This is a genomic window from Oceanicaulis sp. (assembly GCF_965284345.1).
GTDB lineage: Bacteria > Pseudomonadota > Alphaproteobacteria > Caulobacterales > Maricaulaceae > Oceanicaulis > Oceanicaulis alexandrii_A.
In genome coordinates, this window is sequence record NZ_OZ260073.1 from 159,203 (window position 1) to 172,585 (window position 13,383).

The window sequence follows — 13,383 nt, forward strand, 5'->3', positions numbered from 1 at the left end:
CTGGCGCAAGGAATTGATGCGGGAGCCCATGAGCGATGGACACCCTCATTTGCAGAGATACACTCAGCTGATGCTGTTCTATCTCTTCGTCCATCGGCTAGAGAGTTTTCACCCCTCCAATCTGCGTATTTCTGGAACGCCGAGGGGGAGAGTGGCCGCACCTAAATATAACCGATGGCACATATTGATGAATGCCCCGCAAGTGTGGCGTGCGACTATGTCAGCCAGCATTGTGAACTTTATCGCTTCAATTGCCGTCATGATTAGCGCCTTGGCCTTAGCGCTACATTTTTATCAGTTTTGGGGCTTCGTCAGTTTTGCAATTCTACCCCTCACCCTCGGCATCTTGCTGATCGCATCCACATTGGATCAGATATTTTGGACCATTCAGCGCATTCACGATCTGGGGAAGTCCTGGGTCTGGGCGATAGCACCCCCAACTGGGCTCTTCAGCTTGGTAATTCTGAGTATCGCCGTTCCACTGATCATAGGCATGCCAATAGCAATACTGATTTGCGCAATCGGTCTGCTCTTTATCGGCGTTCCGGTTTGGGCTTGGTATGTGAACCTTCTGAACAGTCCCGGCATGCCAGAGGCAAATCGGTATGGTCCTGTGCCTGAGCCCGTTCCAGCATTACCGGATGACATAGACGCAAGCGCCTAATCCCCGCGCTTGGCCCGCTCCGCCCTCACCGCGCGGAACCGCTCCAGCCGTTCCAGAAGCGCGGCTTCGCGGCCCTGGGGTTTGGGCTCATAAAAGGTCGGCGGCTTGCCCATTTCGGTGGGGAAATAATTCTGGCCTGACACCCCGCCCTCCACATCATGGTCGTACTCATACCCCTGGCCATAGCCCACATCCTTCATGAGCTTGGTGGGGGCGTTGAGGATGTGAGCGGGCGGCATCAGAGAGCCGGTGCCCTTGGCGGTGCGCAGGGCGGCTTTCCACGCGGCGTAAACGGCGTTGGACTTGGGCGCGCAGGCGATATGAACCACCGCCTGGGCCAGCGCCAGATCGCCCTCGGGACTGCCGAGAAACTCATAGACATCCTTGGCCGCCAGCGCTGCGTGCACGGCGCCGGGATCAGCCAGGCCGATCTCCTCATTGGCCATTCTGACGATCCGCCGCGCCAGATAGAGCGGGTCCTCGCCCGCGCTCAGCATCCGCGCCAGCCAGTAGAGCGCGGCGTCCGGATCCGAGCCGCGCACCGACTTATGAAGCGCGGAGATGAGGTTGTAATGCTCCTCGCGGTCCTTGTCGTAGACCGGGGCGCGCTTTTGCAGCACCGAGGACAAGTCCTTGAGATCGAGCGGCGCGTCGGGTTTCAGCGCGATCAACTCTTCAGCCAGGTTGAGCATGTAGCGCCCATCGCCATCAGCCATGGCGATCAGGCCTTCACGCGCGTCTTGCGAGAGGGGGAGCGTGGTCCCCTCCTCGGCCTCGGCGCGCTTGAGCAGTTTTTCCAGCGCCTCGGCGTCGAGCCGCTTAAGCACCATGACCTGACAGCGCGACAGCAAAGCGGCGTTCAGCTCGAAACTGGGATTTTCCGTGGTGGCGCCCACAAGGGTGATGATCCCTTCTTCGGCGACGGGCAGAAAGCCGTCCTGCTGGGCGCGGTTGAAGCGGTGGATCTCGTCCACAAACAAAAGCGTGCCCCGCCCCGCCTGACGCCGGGCGCGGGCGCGCTCAAACGCTTTCTTGAGATCGGCGACGCCCGAGAACACCGCCGAGATGGCGTCAAACTCAAGCCCCGCGCGTTCCGCCAGAAGCCGCGCAATGGTGGTCTTGCCCACGCCGGGCGGGCCCCACAGGATCAGGGAGGACAGACGCCCCTGCGCCAGCATGCGCCCGAGCGGCCCCTCCGGGCCCAGCACATGGTCCTGACCCACCACGTCTTCGAGGGTTTGCGGACGCAAACGGTCGGCCAGCGGTCGCGGCGCCTCGGTTTCAAGTCCGGCGGAAGAAAACAGATCACTCATGGGGCGGACTATGGGCTAAGCTGGGGATCGTTCGCAAATGTTCTAGCCAGTGGAGCACGCGCCATGCCCCAAGCCCCCGCCCGCCACGCTGTCGCGCCGTATCTGTCCGTCCGTAATGGGCTGGGGGCGATCAGGTTTTACGAGACCGCCTTCGGCGCCGAAGAAGCCGAACGCTATGAGTTTGAGGGCAAGCTCGGCCACGCCGCCCTGCGCATCAATGGCGGGGTCATCTTCATGGCGGACGAATTTCCAGAGCATGAGGCGATGACCGGCAATGTCGCGCCGCCGACTCTAGGGGACCGCACCACTTTCACTATCAGCCTGCAGGTGGATGATGCGGACGCCTGGCACTTACGCGCCGTCGAGGCCGGGTGCACCTCTATCCGGGACGTCACCGATGAGTTCTTCGGCCGTCACGGCAAGGTGCGCGACCCATATGGTCATGTCTGGTCGCTGGTGACGTTGAAGCCGTTAGAACAGGCGCCTTAAGCGTCCGGGCCGACATTATAGTGGTTGCCCACCAGCATGATGGTCAGCAGAGCGCCGGCGATAATGCTGGCGAAGCCGAACCAGGGCTCCCAGTTCAGGGCGTAGGCCAGAGCCAGCACCACAAAGCCCGCCAGAACCGGCAAGGCCCAGAGCGCGAGGGTCAGCTTGGTGATCGAGCGGGGCGTCGGAGCATCGGACATGGAGCGGTCTTTCCAGCAAGACTGCGTCAAACCGCAGTCAAAGGTTCTCTTTTGGGCTTTAGGGCTGTATATGGCCCGGCTTGCTTGAACAAGAAACCCTGATCCCATGGCCGATCTACATCTGGAAATCTCGAAGGACTTCACCTTCGACGCTGCGCACCATTTCGAGCACAAGGACGCCAGCCATCCGTTTTCACGGATGCATGGGCATTCTTTCGCCGGAACCGTGACGCTGACCGGACCGCGTGCGGCCGAAAGCGGCATGGTGCGCGATTTCTGGGAGATCGACGCCGAGATCAACAAGATCCGCGATCAGCTCGACCACCGCCTCCTCAATGATGTGGAAGGGCTCGAACACCCCTCGCTCGAAGCCATCGCGTTCTGGGTGTTTGAACGGCTTGAGAAGACCCTGCCGGGTCTGACCGCCGTCGAGATTCGCCGCCCCAGCTGCGGCGAAAAGGCTGTGGTGCGCCGGGGGTAAAGCGCACATCTATCGCTGATGAGCATCGAACCCAAAGGGTTCGCAAGCGCGACCGCGCCCGCAGCTTTAGCGAGGAGCGAACACCCGGACGGGTGTGAGCCGGATCACAACGCCTCAAACACGTCCCGGCTGAGCCTTGGGTCAAAATGCTGGCCGCCATCCACGCACAAGGTCTGGCCTGAAACAGACGGCGTATGCACGAAAAAGCGCAGGGCGGCGACCAGATCGTCAGGCGTAGAGCCCGTATTGAGGGGGGTGTCGCTATGAACCCGCTCGAACTCGGCTTCGGAATGATGCGCGCTTGGCAGGGTCAGGCCCGGCGCGATGGCGTTCACGCGCACCTTGGGGGCCAGCGATTTCGCCAGCATCTCGGTCATGGTTTTTAGCGCGGCTTTCGAGAGCGTGTAGGAGAAATAATCGGAGTTGAGATTGAACAGCTTGTAATCGAGCACATTGATCACACACGCCCGCTCCAGCCCCTGCCCGGCCAGCGCCTTGGTCAGAAGCGCGGGCGCCAGCGTGTTCGCCGTCATGTGACGGTTGAAACTGTCCGCACCAACATCTTCGAGCTGGTCTTGTTCAAACACCGACGCGGAATTGACCAGAACCCCCACCGGGCCCAGCGCCTGATTGGCGCGCGCGATCAGGCCTGCCGCCTCTTCGGGTTGGCTGAGGTCTGCGCCCAGCGCGATCGCCCGCACGCCGGTCTGTGACAGCTCGGCCGCCAGAGCCTCAGCCGCGTCTGACGAGCTGTTGTAATGAATGATCACATCATGGCCGTCCGCCGCCAGCGCCTCGATGAAAGCGCGCCCCAGGCGCTTGGCGCCGCCGGTGACGAGCGCGGCGGGTTTGTCGCAGCTGTGATCGCTCATGATAATCCTATCTGCACTCTGTCAGCCCTCAGCGGTTTGGCGCGCGGACATTCCGGCTTATACCGCTGTCTGAGAGATGGATGTAGAGGCCACCTTATGAAACTCGACGCTCTGGCTGCACAAAACGCCGCGAACCCTCGCCCCGATTTTGCGGGCGAACGGGTCAGCGTGCGCGTCAATCGTCTGCGCCTGGACGCGGAAGTGGGCGTGTATGATTCAGAGCGCGGCCGCAAACAGCCGCTGGAAATCAGCCTTGAAGCCGAAGTCGCGCCCGAAGCGACACATCCTCACGGCGCGCTGGGCGAAGCGGTCAATTACGCCGCCATGGCCGAAACCGTGCGTCAGATCGTCGGCGCCGCCCATCATGATCTGCTGGAAGATCTGGCGCAGACCATCGCCGACACCCTGTTCGCCGATCCGCGGGTCAAACGGCTCGATCTGACGCTGGACAAGCTGACAGCGCTGGAGGATGCGCAGAGCGTGGGCGTCAGTCTCAGCCGCTGGCGCTGACGACTCAGTTCTTCGCGCCTATCTTAGGCCCATGGTCAAAGCCAATCGCCCCGACGCTCCGCCGCTTGACGGCTCCTCAGACGCTGGCCCCAAGCCGGCGCCGCAGGAGTATCGCACCGGTCCGGAGATCATCGCCGACTATGTGAAGACCCTGTCCCAGGGGCCGGGCGTCTACCGCATGTATGGCGCGGACGGTGAAGTCCTGTATGTGGGCAAGGCGAAAAAGCTCAAGAACCGGGTGTCCAATTACGCCAAGACCGGCGGGCATACCAACCGCATCGCCCTGATGATCTCGCTGACGCGGTCCATGGAGTTCGTCCTCACCCGCACCGAGACCGAAGCGCTGTTGCTGGAAGCGAATTTGATCAAGCGCCTGAAGCCGCGCTTCAACATTCTGCTGCGCGACGACAAGAGCTTTCCCTACATCCTGATCCGGCGCGAGCATGAGAGTCCGCAGCTGGTCAAGCACCGCGGCGCGCGCAAGGCCAAGGGCGATTATTACGGCCCCTTCGCCAGCCCCAGCGCGGTCAACAACACGCTGAACACCCTGCAAAAGGCCTTCGGTATCCGGACTTGCACAGACAGCACGTATGAGTCCCGCACGCGTCCGTGCATGCTCTATCAGATCAAGCGGTGCGCCGGGCCGTGCGTCGATCTGGTCAGCCCGGCTGACTATGACGAGCTGGTGCGCGAAGCGAAGGACTTCTTGTCGGGGCGCTCCAATACGCTGCGTCAGCGACTACAGACTGAAATGACCGAAGCCTCGGAAAATCTCGACTTTGAGACCGCCGCCAAGCTGCGCGACCGTATCCGCGCCATCGCCGCCGTGACCAGCCAGCAAGACGTCAATCCCGATGGCGTTGAAGAGGCGGACGTGATCGCCCTGCACCAGGAGGGCGGCAAGACCTGCGTACAGATCTTCTTCTTCCGCGCCGGCCAGAACTGGGGCAATCGCTCCCTGTATCCCAAGCACGAAGCGGATGCGTCCACCGATGAAATTCTCGCCGCTTTCATTGCACAATTCTATGACGACAAACCGGCGCCGCGCCTGATCCTGACCGGCGAGGCCCCGCAGCAGGCTGACCTGCTGGCCGAAGCGCTGAGCTTGCGCGCCGGGCATTCCGTGGAGATCAAGACCCCGCTCCGCGGCTCGAAAAAAGCGCTGGTTGAAGCCGCGGAACGCAACGCCAAGGAAGCCCTCGGCAGAACGCTGGCGGAAAGCCAGTCCCAGGCGAAACTGCTGGATGGGGTGGCGAAAGTGTTTGATCTCGACGAGCGCCCGGATCGCATCGAGGTCTATGACAACTCCCACATCCAGGGCACGAACGCGCTCGGCGCCATGATTGTGGCGGGACCGGACGGCTTTGATAAACAGAGCTATCGGCGGTTCAACATGAAGGGCGACGATGCGGCCACCAATGATGACTTCGCCATGATGAAGGCGATGATCCGGCGGCGTTTCACCCGGCTTCAGAAAGATCGTGAGGACGGCGCACCCGTGCCCGACCTGATCCTGATTGATGGCGGCAAGGGGCAGCTGTCGTCCGTGATGGAGGTGATGGAAGAGCTGGGCGTCGACGATGTGGCGGTCGCCGCTGTCGCCAAAGGCCCGGACCGGGATGCGGGACGTGAAGTCTTCTACATGCCGGGCAAGCCTCCGATCCGCATGGCGATGAATGATCCGGTACTGTATTATCTGCAGCGCATCCGCGACGAGGCGCACCGCTTCGCTATCACCGGCCACCGCGCCAAACGCGCCAAGCAGATGCGCGAGAATCCGCTGGATGACATCGCCGGCGTCGGAGCCAATCGCAAGAGCGCCCTTCTGAAGCATTTCGGCTCGGCGAAAGCAGTCTCCCGCGCCAATCTGGCGGATCTGGAAGCGGTGGACGGCGTCTCAAAAGCGCTCGCCCGCAAAATTTACGAGCATTTCCATGAATAGCGCCCTCCGCCAGCTGCCCAACGCCCTAACCCTGGCGCGTGCGCTCGCCGGACCGCTGGGCGCCCTGTTGCTGGTGCAAAGCTCACAAGCGGTCGCGGAAAGCGAGGCGGTGCGTCTGGGGCTCCTCTCAGCACTGGTGTTCATTATCGCCGCGCTGACGGACTGGCTCGACGGCTGGCTGGCGCGCTTGCTGAACGCGGAAAGCGCCCTGGGCGCCTTGCTCGACCCCATCGCCGACAAGGCCTTGGTGGGCGCCTATCTAATCGCCTTTTGCGCGATCAGCGGGTTTGACGCCTATCTGGTTTTACCTGTTCTGGTGATTGTGGGACGTGATGTCGCAATCACCGTCTTGCGCTTTGTCCGCCCCTCGCCGGGCACGCTGCACGTCACCCTGACGGCGAAGATCAAGACTGCGCTGCAAATGGTTGTAACAGCAGCTCCTTTCGCATTAATTGCTACCGGATTTCACGATGTGGCTCTGTGGTATCATTACTGGATCGGCGCGGTCTGGTTCCTGGCGCTGCTGACGGTCTGGTCGGCCTGGCCCTATCTGCAAACTGCGCTCAAACGTTGAGCAGTGATCACTGCAGTGGTGAAGCGAGCTGTTAACCACTCCCGCACGAGTGTCGCTGTGTGCTGAACGAGCGCGATTCACAAACAGCTTTGCAGGGCCCCATGTCCTATTCGATTGATTTCAAAACCCGCGTCGCCTTCATGAAAATCGAGGAGGAGGAACGGGAATTGTTGCGGCGGCTCAAGCCGGTCATCGAGCGCGAATTTCCCGGAATTCTGGACGCCTTTTATGAGCACCTTAAAGGCTGGCCCGAGATCTACGGCATGTTCGGCGGCGAGGCTGGCGTCAAGCACGCCCGGTCAAAGCAGCTGGAACACTGGCTGCGGATCGCAGACGCCAAGTTTGACGAGGAGTACGCCCGCTCCGTCACGGCGATCGGCAATGCGCACGCCCGTTTGAAACTGCAGCCGCAATGGTATTTCGGCGCCTACAACTTCCTGATGATGGACCTGATCCAGGCGGTGCTCGACGAGCGCCGCCAACAAGGCGGTCTCAGCGGCTGGAGAGGCCATGCCGAAGCGGCGCGCAAGCGTGTCTCGGTTCTGGTCAAAGCGGTCATGCTCGATATGGAGCTGGTGCTCAGCGTCATTTATGAGCGCCAGAATGAAGAGCGGCTGGAGATGTTTGATACGCTCGCCAACGAGATGGAAGCCCAGATCGGGGTTATTTCCGACACGCTGGCGAAAACCTCCACCCATCTGGCCGACAGCGCGCGCACCATGGCGAAAGATGCCGAGACCTCGTCTCAACAGGCTTCGACCGTCGCAGCCGCCGCCGAAGAAGCCACCGCCACAGCTCAGAGCGTGGCGGGCGCCTCATCTGAGCTGACCAAGGCTATTCAGGAAATCTCATCAAGCGCGGGCGAAGCCGCAGACGGCTCGCACAAGGCCGCGGAACAGGCTGAACGCACCCGCGTCACCATGAACACGCTGGATGAGGCCGCCCAGAAAATCGGCGAGATCATCACCCTGATCACAGGCGTCGCCGAGCAAACCAACCTTCTGGCGTTGAACGCCACCATCGAAGCCGCCCGCGCGGGTGACGCCGGCAAGGGCTTTGCGGTTGTGGCCAGCGAAGTGAAGTCCCTGGCCGGTCAGACCGCCAAGGCGACCGATGAAATCTCTGAACAGATCAATAATATCCAGACCGTTGTGAAGAGCGCGGTCGAAGCGATCGAGGATGTGGCGCGCTCCGTCGATCGGGTGAACGGGGTGTCCACGTCGATCTCCGCCGCCGTGGAAGAGCAGAACGCGGCGACCGCCGAGATCAGCCGCAACACCGAGCAGACCGCCCAGAGCGCCGGATCCGTGTCGCAAACGATTGTAGGTGTGCTGAGCAGCGTGCAGAGCACCGCCAGTTCCGCTCAAGGCCTGGTGGAGTCCTCTGATGATCTAGGGCGTCAGGCGGACAAGCTGCGAGAAGACGTGGCTCAATTCCTCAAGCGCTTGAGAGCCGCCTAGAACAGGCTGCCCTGATCCGGATTGGCGGGGCGCTTTTTCGCTTTGGGTGCAGGCTTAGGCTTTGCTGGCGAGACCCGAGGCGACGCTGCGGCGGGAACTGAGGGCGCGCCGTCAATCACCGCTCGGCGTTCGGCGTCATCAAAGACCAGCGACACCGCCTGCCCGGCTGCTAGCGCCGCGCCCTGACGCACCAGAGCGCCGTGCTCATCCTTGACCAGCGCAAAGCCGCGCTTGAGCACGGATTTGTGCGATAGGGATTCAAGCCGGGCGCCCAGGCCGGACAGGGTCCGTTTCTGATCTGACAGGTCACGCCGGAAAGCCTGGTCCAGACGGGCGCTTGCTTGAGTAAAACGCTCGCCTTTCAGCGCCAGATCGCGCCTGAGCGCCGCCGGGCGCATCTGGAGCGCGGCGGTCTGAAGCCGGTTCTGCTTGCGCTCCAGACCTGTCTGCGCCGCGCCATTGAGCCGGCTGGCGATGAAGTCGAGCTTTTGTGCGTTTTCATTGAGCATCGCCTTGGGGCTGGGTAGCCCGCGTGAGGCGGATTTGAGATCGGCGGCTTTCCGGTCGAGCCCGCGCACCAGGGCGCTCATCAACCGGGCGCTGGTGGTGGAGATGCGTTCAGCCAGCTCGCGCCGGACCGGCACTGCAATCTCCGCCGCCCCGGTGGGCGTGGGCGCGCGGCGATCCGAGGCGTAATCGATCAAGGTGGTGTCGGTTTCGTGCCCCACCGCGGAGATCAGCGGGATGCGCGACGCTGCGGCGGCGCGCACCACGCTCTCCTCGTTAAAACACCACAAATCCTCGATAGAGCCCCCGCCCCGCGCCACGATCAGAAGGTCTGGCACAGGCACGGGACCGCCCGGCGTTATGGCGTTGAAGCCTTCGATGGCGCGGGTGATCTGGTCGGCGGCCTTGTCGCCCTGCACCAGCACCGGCCAGAGCAGGACATGGGTGGGGAAGCGATCCTCCAGTCGATGCAGGATGTCGCGGATCACCGCGCCTGTGGGCGAGGTCACGACGCCGATCACCCGCGGCAGATAGGGCAGAGCCTGCTTGCGATCTGGCGCGAACAGGCCTTCCGCCGCCAGCGCCTTTTTGCGCGCCTCCAGCAGCGCCATCAGGGCGCCCTCGCCCGCCGGCTCCATGCGCTCGATGATCATCTGGTATTTCGAGCGTCCCGGGAAGGTGGAGAGCCGCCCTTCAGCAATCACTTCGAGGCCTTCTTCAGGCCGGAAATTGAGATGGGCGGCCACGCCCTTCCACATCACGGCGTCAATGACGGCCTTCTCGTCCTTCATGTCCAGATAGACATGGCCGGACTTGGCGATTGTCACGCGCCCCAGCTCGCCGCGCACCCGCACATGGTCATAGGCCTGCTCCACCGTGCGCTTGAGCGCATTGGACAGTTCAGAGACGGTATATTCGGGCGTGTTGGAGGCGCTGGCGTCAGTCATGGGCTCACCCTAGCTGCGGATTCGGGCGTCGTGTACCGCTCAGGCGCCGTTGACGTGCGGCCTTCCCAAGGCCATTCAGCAGGCACCAAGGATATCGGGCGTAGCAATTGCGCTGAAGACGGCAAGGGCGGCACATGAACATTCTCATCATCGGATCGGGCGGCCGTGAGCACGCCCTGGCCTGGAAAATCGCACAGAGCCCGCTGGTGGACACGGTCTGGTCCGCGCCGGGAAGCGTCGCGCTGGATCAGATCGGTCCGTGCTTTGACGTCCAGCCTGATGACCTTGAAGGGCTGCAAGCGCTCGCGCTTCAGCTGGAGCCGGACCTGATCGTCATCGGCCCGGAAGCGCCGCTCGCGCTCGGCGCGGCGGACATGCTTCGCGCGCGCGGATTTGACGTGTTCGGCCCCAACAAAGAGCCGGCGCAACTGGAAGCCTCCAAAGGGTTCTCCAAGGATCTGATGGCGAAGCTGGGCGTGCCGACCGCCGCTTATGGTCGCTTCACGGATGCCGGTAAAGCCAAGGCGTTCCTGGACACGCTGGACGCGCCCTATGTGCTCAAGGCTGATGGCCTGGCCGCCGGCAAGGGCGTTGTGATCGCCCCCACCCTTGAGGAGGCCAAAGCAGAAGCCGAAGACATGCTGTCGGGCAAGTTCGGCGACGCTTCGGCTGAGCTGGTGATCGAGGAATTCATGCATGGCGAGGAAGCCAGCGTCTTCGTGCTGACCGATGGCGTGAACCGCATCACCCTGCCCGCCTGTCAGGATCACAAGCGCCTTCTGGATCATGACGAGGGCCCCAATACCGGCGGCATGGGCGCCTATTGCCCCGCCCCGGTGATGACGCCCGAACTGATGGCGCAAGTAGATGAAGAGATCGCCGCGCCCATGCTCGACGGTCTCAATCAGGCCGGCCACCCCTATCAGGGCGTGCTGTACATCGGTTTGATGATCACCGCTGAAGGCCCCAAAGTGGTCGAGTTCAATGTCCGCTTCGGCGATCCTGAATGCCAGGTTCTGATGGCGTCGCTTCTGGATGACATCGTGCCGGTCCTGCTGGCCTGCGCCACGGGCGGCATGCCCGAAAACGACTTCAAGTCCCTCCTGCCTGTCGTGGATCAGGCGCGCCCGTCCGCAAGTGTGGTGCTGGCGACTCGCGGCTATCCGGGCGCCTATGAAAAGGGTTCTGTGATCAAGAATGTGAAGGCGGCGGGCGACATCAACGGCGTCACGATCTTTCATGCCGGCACAGGCACGAACGACGCCGGCGATCTGATCGCGACCGGTGGCCGGGTGCTGAACGTCACTGCCGTGGGCGATGACCTCAAACAGGCCGTAGAGCGGTGCTACAAGGCTGTGGACGCAATTGACTGGCCCGAAGGCGTCTGTCGACGCGACATCGCCTGGCGAGCTCTCAATCGCGAGTAAGACGCATCATGGACGCCACCCGGATCACAATCAGCACGCCTGAAGATCATAAGGCGCTTCTTGCGCTCTATCCCGAAGCGTTTCCCGATGAAGACCTGACCGGACTGGTCGCTGACCTGCTCGGCCATCCCGATGTCTTGTCCCTGACCGCGTGGACAGGGCTCAGCATTGCCGGGCACGCCGTCCTGACGCGATGCTCCGTTACAGATGACGATACGCGTGTGGCGCTGCTGGGGCCGCTTTGCGTGGCGCCCCAAGCCCAGCGTCAGGGACTGGGCCGCGCCCTTATCGAAGACGCGGCGCGACAGCTCAAGGCGGAATCAGTGAGCGCCATGCTCGTACTGGGTGACCCGAACTATTACACCCTGTGCGGCTTTGATCAGGTCAGCCCGGTCGCGGCGCCCTATCCGCTCAAACCAGAATGGCGCGACGCGTGGCGGATGAGACCGCTGACGGACGCCGCGCCAGAGCGCGGAACCTTGCGGGTCCCCACGCCCTGGGCGGATGCGGCGTTGTGGTCCTGAGCTCTTAAAGCGACAGGGTGCGCGAGAAGCGTTCACCCTGACGTTCGATCTCGACGGGCCAGGTTTTCTCGCCTTCCAGCTCGCGCAGGATGCGGTTGAGATCGATCAGGGTTTCGACCCGCTCGTCATTGACCGAGAGGATGCGATCCCCCGGACGAAAGCCGAAATAGGCTGCAGCAGAGCGGCGCGAGACGCCTGAGACCAGCACGCCATCCTGAAACGGATCAATCCCGTTCTCCTCATTAAAGGCGGGGCTGAGCTGGACCAGTTCGGCGCCGCGGAACGGGTTCTCGCCGGAAATCTCCATGCGTGCGCCCTCAACCGCGCCCGGCGCGGGTTCCGCCTCCACAGTCAGCACCCGCTCGCGCCCGTCGCGCAGGACAGTGAGCTGCGCGCGGTCGCCGATCATGCGGGTCGCAAAGCGAAACCGGGCGCCGATCTCGTCATTGACCTCGACGCCGTCGACCGCAATCACCACATCGCCTTGTTCGAGCCCGGCGCGATCCGCAGCGCCGCCGCCCCACAAATCGGCGACGATCGCGCCGCGCGGACGGTCGAGACCCAGCGAGCTGGCGAGATCCTGAGTGACGGGCTGCAGCCGTGCGCCAAGCCAGGGCCGGATGATCTCGCCATCCACAAGGGCGGCCTCGACTACGGTGCGCACCATTTCAGAGGGAATGGCGAAGCCGATGCCGTTCGACCCGCCCGAGCGCGAGAAAATGGCGGTGTTCACGCCAATCAGCTGGCCATCCATGTCCACCAGCGCGCCGCCGGAATTGCCGGGATTCACCGCAGCATCGGTCTGGATGAAGAAGGCGTAGTCGGAAATGCCCACATCAGTGCGCGCCAGGGCGGAGACGATGCCGCTGGTTACGGTCTGGCCCACGCCGAACGGATTACCGATGGCGAGCACCAGATCGCCGACTTCGCTGTCGCCGGCGTCATCATACGGCAGCACAGGCAGCGCTTCGTCGGTGCTGATCTTCAGAACCGCCAGATCCGTGCGCTCGTCCGCCAGCAGCAGCTCCGCCTCGTATTCGCGCCGGTCAGACAACACCACACGCAGATCCTGGGCGCCCTGAACCACATGATTATTTGTGACGATGACGCCGCTGGCGTCCACGATCACGCCCGACCCGAGCGAGTTCACTTCGCGCTCGCGCACCTGCGGGCCGAAAAAGCGCTCAAAAAAGGGATCGCCGGCGAAGGGCGTGCGTTGAGCAATGACCCGGCGCGAATACACATTCACCACTGCGGGCGCGGCCTGGCGCACCACGGGCGCAAACGACAGCTGAACCTGAGCCTGTGTCTCGGGAACAGCTTGGTCTTGCGCAGAAACGGGCGCGATAAGCGTGGCGCTCGCAGCAAGCGCGAGGGACAGGGTTCGGATCATGGAGCAATCTCCTTGGGGGCAAGCCTGTAATGACAAAGCAAATGCCAGACCGATTTAAGGTGGCGGACCGGGCCTGAACA

General features: G+C 62.8%; 14 protein-coding genes. 9 read left to right on the plus strand and 5 right to left on the minus strand.

The annotated features are described in order from the left end of the window. Nucleotides 1–28: 28 nt before the first annotated feature. On the plus strand, nucleotides 29–664 hold the full coding sequence (locus ACQ66J_RS00765) for a hypothetical protein (RefSeq protein WP_430430102.1): 636 nt from the start codon (nucleotides 29–31) through the stop codon (nucleotides 662–664). Here the strand turns inward: ACQ66J_RS00765 and ACQ66J_RS00770 are convergent. After that, nucleotides 661–1,977: a replication-associated recombination protein A gene (locus ACQ66J_RS00770; protein WP_430430103.1), complete on the minus strand. Its 1,317-nt coding sequence runs from the start codon at nucleotides 1,975–1,977 to the stop codon at nucleotides 661–663. The two genes, ACQ66J_RS00765 and ACQ66J_RS00770, sit on opposite strands and share 4 nt — an antisense overlap. A 63-nt stretch (nucleotides 1,978–2,040) precedes the next feature. Here ACQ66J_RS00770 and ACQ66J_RS00775 point away from each other — a divergent pair, with 63 nt between their 5' ends. Continuing rightward, nucleotides 2,041–2,466 (plus strand): VOC family protein, encoded by a 426-nt coding sequence (locus ACQ66J_RS00775; protein ID WP_430430104.1) that lies wholly within the window; start codon nucleotides 2,041–2,043, stop codon nucleotides 2,464–2,466. On the opposite strand, the gene ACQ66J_RS00780 is transcribed toward ACQ66J_RS00775, so the two are convergent. Continuing rightward, nucleotides 2,463–2,666: a hypothetical protein gene (locus ACQ66J_RS00780; protein ID WP_430430105.1), complete on the minus strand. Its 204-nt coding sequence runs from the start codon at nucleotides 2,664–2,666 to the stop codon at nucleotides 2,463–2,465. The genes ACQ66J_RS00775 and ACQ66J_RS00780 overlap by 4 nt on opposite strands. Nucleotides 2,667–2,772: 106 nt before the next feature. Here ACQ66J_RS00780 and ACQ66J_RS00785 point away from each other — a divergent pair, with 106 nt between their 5' ends. Continuing rightward, the gene (locus tag ACQ66J_RS00785; protein WP_022699706.1) at nucleotides 2,773–3,147 is read left to right on the plus strand and encodes a 6-pyruvoyl trahydropterin synthase family protein; all 375 of its coding nucleotides are present in this window, start codon (nucleotides 2,773–2,775) and stop codon (nucleotides 3,145–3,147) included. 104 nt (nucleotides 3,148–3,251) lie between these two features. Here ACQ66J_RS00785 and ACQ66J_RS00790 read toward each other — a convergent pair whose 3' ends face one another. After that, complete coding sequence (locus ACQ66J_RS00790; RefSeq protein ID WP_430430106.1) at nucleotides 3,252–4,019, minus strand: SDR family oxidoreductase; 768 nt, start codon at nucleotides 4,017–4,019, stop codon at nucleotides 3,252–3,254. Between the two features lie 96 nt (nucleotides 4,020–4,115). On the opposite strand from ACQ66J_RS00790, the gene folB reads away from it, so the two are divergent. The 4 genes from folB (at nucleotide 4,116) to ACQ66J_RS00810 (ending at nucleotide 8,505) form a co-directional block, all read left to right on the plus strand. Further along, nucleotides 4,116–4,529: a dihydroneopterin aldolase gene (gene folB, locus ACQ66J_RS00795; protein ID WP_430430107.1), complete on the plus strand. Its 414-nt coding sequence runs from the start codon at nucleotides 4,116–4,118 to the stop codon at nucleotides 4,527–4,529. A 31-nt stretch (nucleotides 4,530–4,560) separates the two neighbouring features. After that, nucleotides 4,561–6,471 carry an excinuclease ABC subunit UvrC gene (uvrC, locus tag ACQ66J_RS00800; RefSeq protein ID WP_430430108.1) on the plus strand — a complete coding sequence of 637 codons (1,911 nt, stop codon included), beginning with the start codon at nucleotides 4,561–4,563 and terminating at the stop codon, nucleotides 6,469–6,471. Beyond that, nucleotides 6,464–7,045, plus strand: a complete 582-nt coding sequence (pgsA, locus tag ACQ66J_RS00805) for a CDP-diacylglycerol--glycerol-3-phosphate 3-phosphatidyltransferase (RefSeq protein ID WP_430430109.1) — start codon at nucleotides 6,464–6,466, stop codon at nucleotides 7,043–7,045. The genes uvrC and pgsA overlap by 8 nt, the downstream gene beginning before the upstream one ends. Nucleotides 7,046–7,146: 101 nt before the next feature. Then, nucleotides 7,147–8,505, plus strand: coding sequence for a protoglobin domain-containing protein (locus tag ACQ66J_RS00810; RefSeq protein WP_430430110.1), 1,359 nt, complete (start codon nucleotides 7,147–7,149; stop codon nucleotides 8,503–8,505). Here ACQ66J_RS00810 and xseA read toward each other — a convergent pair. Continuing rightward, nucleotides 8,502–9,959: an exodeoxyribonuclease VII large subunit gene (gene xseA, locus ACQ66J_RS00815; RefSeq protein WP_430430111.1), complete on the minus strand. Its 1,458-nt coding sequence runs from the start codon at nucleotides 9,957–9,959 to the stop codon at nucleotides 8,502–8,504. The two genes, ACQ66J_RS00810 and xseA, sit on opposite strands and share 4 nt — an antisense overlap. A gap of 134 nt (nucleotides 9,960–10,093) precedes the next feature. Between xseA and purD the strand changes: the two genes are divergently transcribed. Together purD and ACQ66J_RS00825 are read left to right on the plus strand one after the other, a co-directional pair. Further along, nucleotides 10,094–11,386, plus strand: a complete 1,293-nt coding sequence (gene purD / locus ACQ66J_RS00820; protein ID WP_430430112.1) for a phosphoribosylamine--glycine ligase — start codon at nucleotides 10,094–10,096, stop codon at nucleotides 11,384–11,386. An 8-nt stretch (nucleotides 11,387–11,394) separates the two neighbouring features. Beyond that, nucleotides 11,395–11,910, plus strand: coding sequence for a GNAT family N-acetyltransferase (locus ACQ66J_RS00825; protein WP_430430113.1), 516 nt, complete (start codon nucleotides 11,395–11,397; stop codon nucleotides 11,908–11,910). Between the two features lie 4 nt (nucleotides 11,911–11,914). Here ACQ66J_RS00825 and ACQ66J_RS00830 read toward each other — a convergent pair whose 3' ends face one another. After that, nucleotides 11,915–13,303 (minus strand): DegQ family serine endoprotease, encoded by a 1,389-nt coding sequence (locus tag ACQ66J_RS00830; protein WP_430430114.1) that lies wholly within the window; start codon nucleotides 13,301–13,303, stop codon nucleotides 11,915–11,917. Nucleotides 13,304–13,383 lie beyond the last annotated feature (80 nt).

Bases quoted from the DNA above. Each gene is read 5' to 3' on its own strand.
- ACQ66J_RS00765 (WP_430430102.1), top strand. From the start codon at position 29: ATGAGCGATGGACACCCTCATTTGCAGAGATACACTCAGCTGATGCTG.
- purD (WP_430430112.1), top strand. From the start codon at position 10,094: ATGAACATTCTCATCATCGGATCGGGCGGCCGTGAGCACGCCCTGGCC.
- ACQ66J_RS00830 (WP_430430114.1), bottom strand. From the start codon at position 13,303: ATGATCCGAACCCTGTCCCTCGCGCTTGCTGCGAGCGCCACGCTTATC.
- ACQ66J_RS00790 (WP_430430106.1), bottom strand. From the start codon at position 4,019: ATGAGCGATCACAGCTGCGACAAACCCGCCGCGCTCGTCACCGGCGGC.
- ACQ66J_RS00780 (WP_430430105.1), bottom strand. From the start codon at position 2,666: ATGTCCGATGCTCCGACGCCCCGCTCGATCACCAAGCTGACCCTCGCG.
- ACQ66J_RS00825 (WP_430430113.1), top strand. From the start codon at position 11,395: ATGGACGCCACCCGGATCACAATCAGCACGCCTGAAGATCATAAGGCG.
- xseA (WP_430430111.1), bottom strand. From the start codon at position 9,959: ATGACTGACGCCAGCGCCTCCAACACGCCCGAATATACCGTCTCTGAA.
- uvrC (WP_430430108.1), top strand. From the start codon at position 4,561: ATGGTCAAAGCCAATCGCCCCGACGCTCCGCCGCTTGACGGCTCCTCA.
- ACQ66J_RS00775 (WP_430430104.1), top strand. From the start codon at position 2,041: ATGCCCCAAGCCCCCGCCCGCCACGCTGTCGCGCCGTATCTGTCCGTC.
- pgsA (WP_430430109.1), top strand. From the start codon at position 6,464: ATGAATAGCGCCCTCCGCCAGCTGCCCAACGCCCTAACCCTGGCGCGT.
- ACQ66J_RS00810 (WP_430430110.1), top strand. From the start codon at position 7,147: ATGTCCTATTCGATTGATTTCAAAACCCGCGTCGCCTTCATGAAAATC.
- ACQ66J_RS00770 (WP_430430103.1), bottom strand. From the start codon at position 1,977: ATGAGTGATCTGTTTTCTTCCGCCGGACTTGAAACCGAGGCGCCGCGA.
- ACQ66J_RS00785 (WP_022699706.1), top strand. From the start codon at position 2,773: ATGGCCGATCTACATCTGGAAATCTCGAAGGACTTCACCTTCGACGCT.
- folB (WP_430430107.1), top strand. From the start codon at position 4,116: ATGAAACTCGACGCTCTGGCTGCACAAAACGCCGCGAACCCTCGCCCC.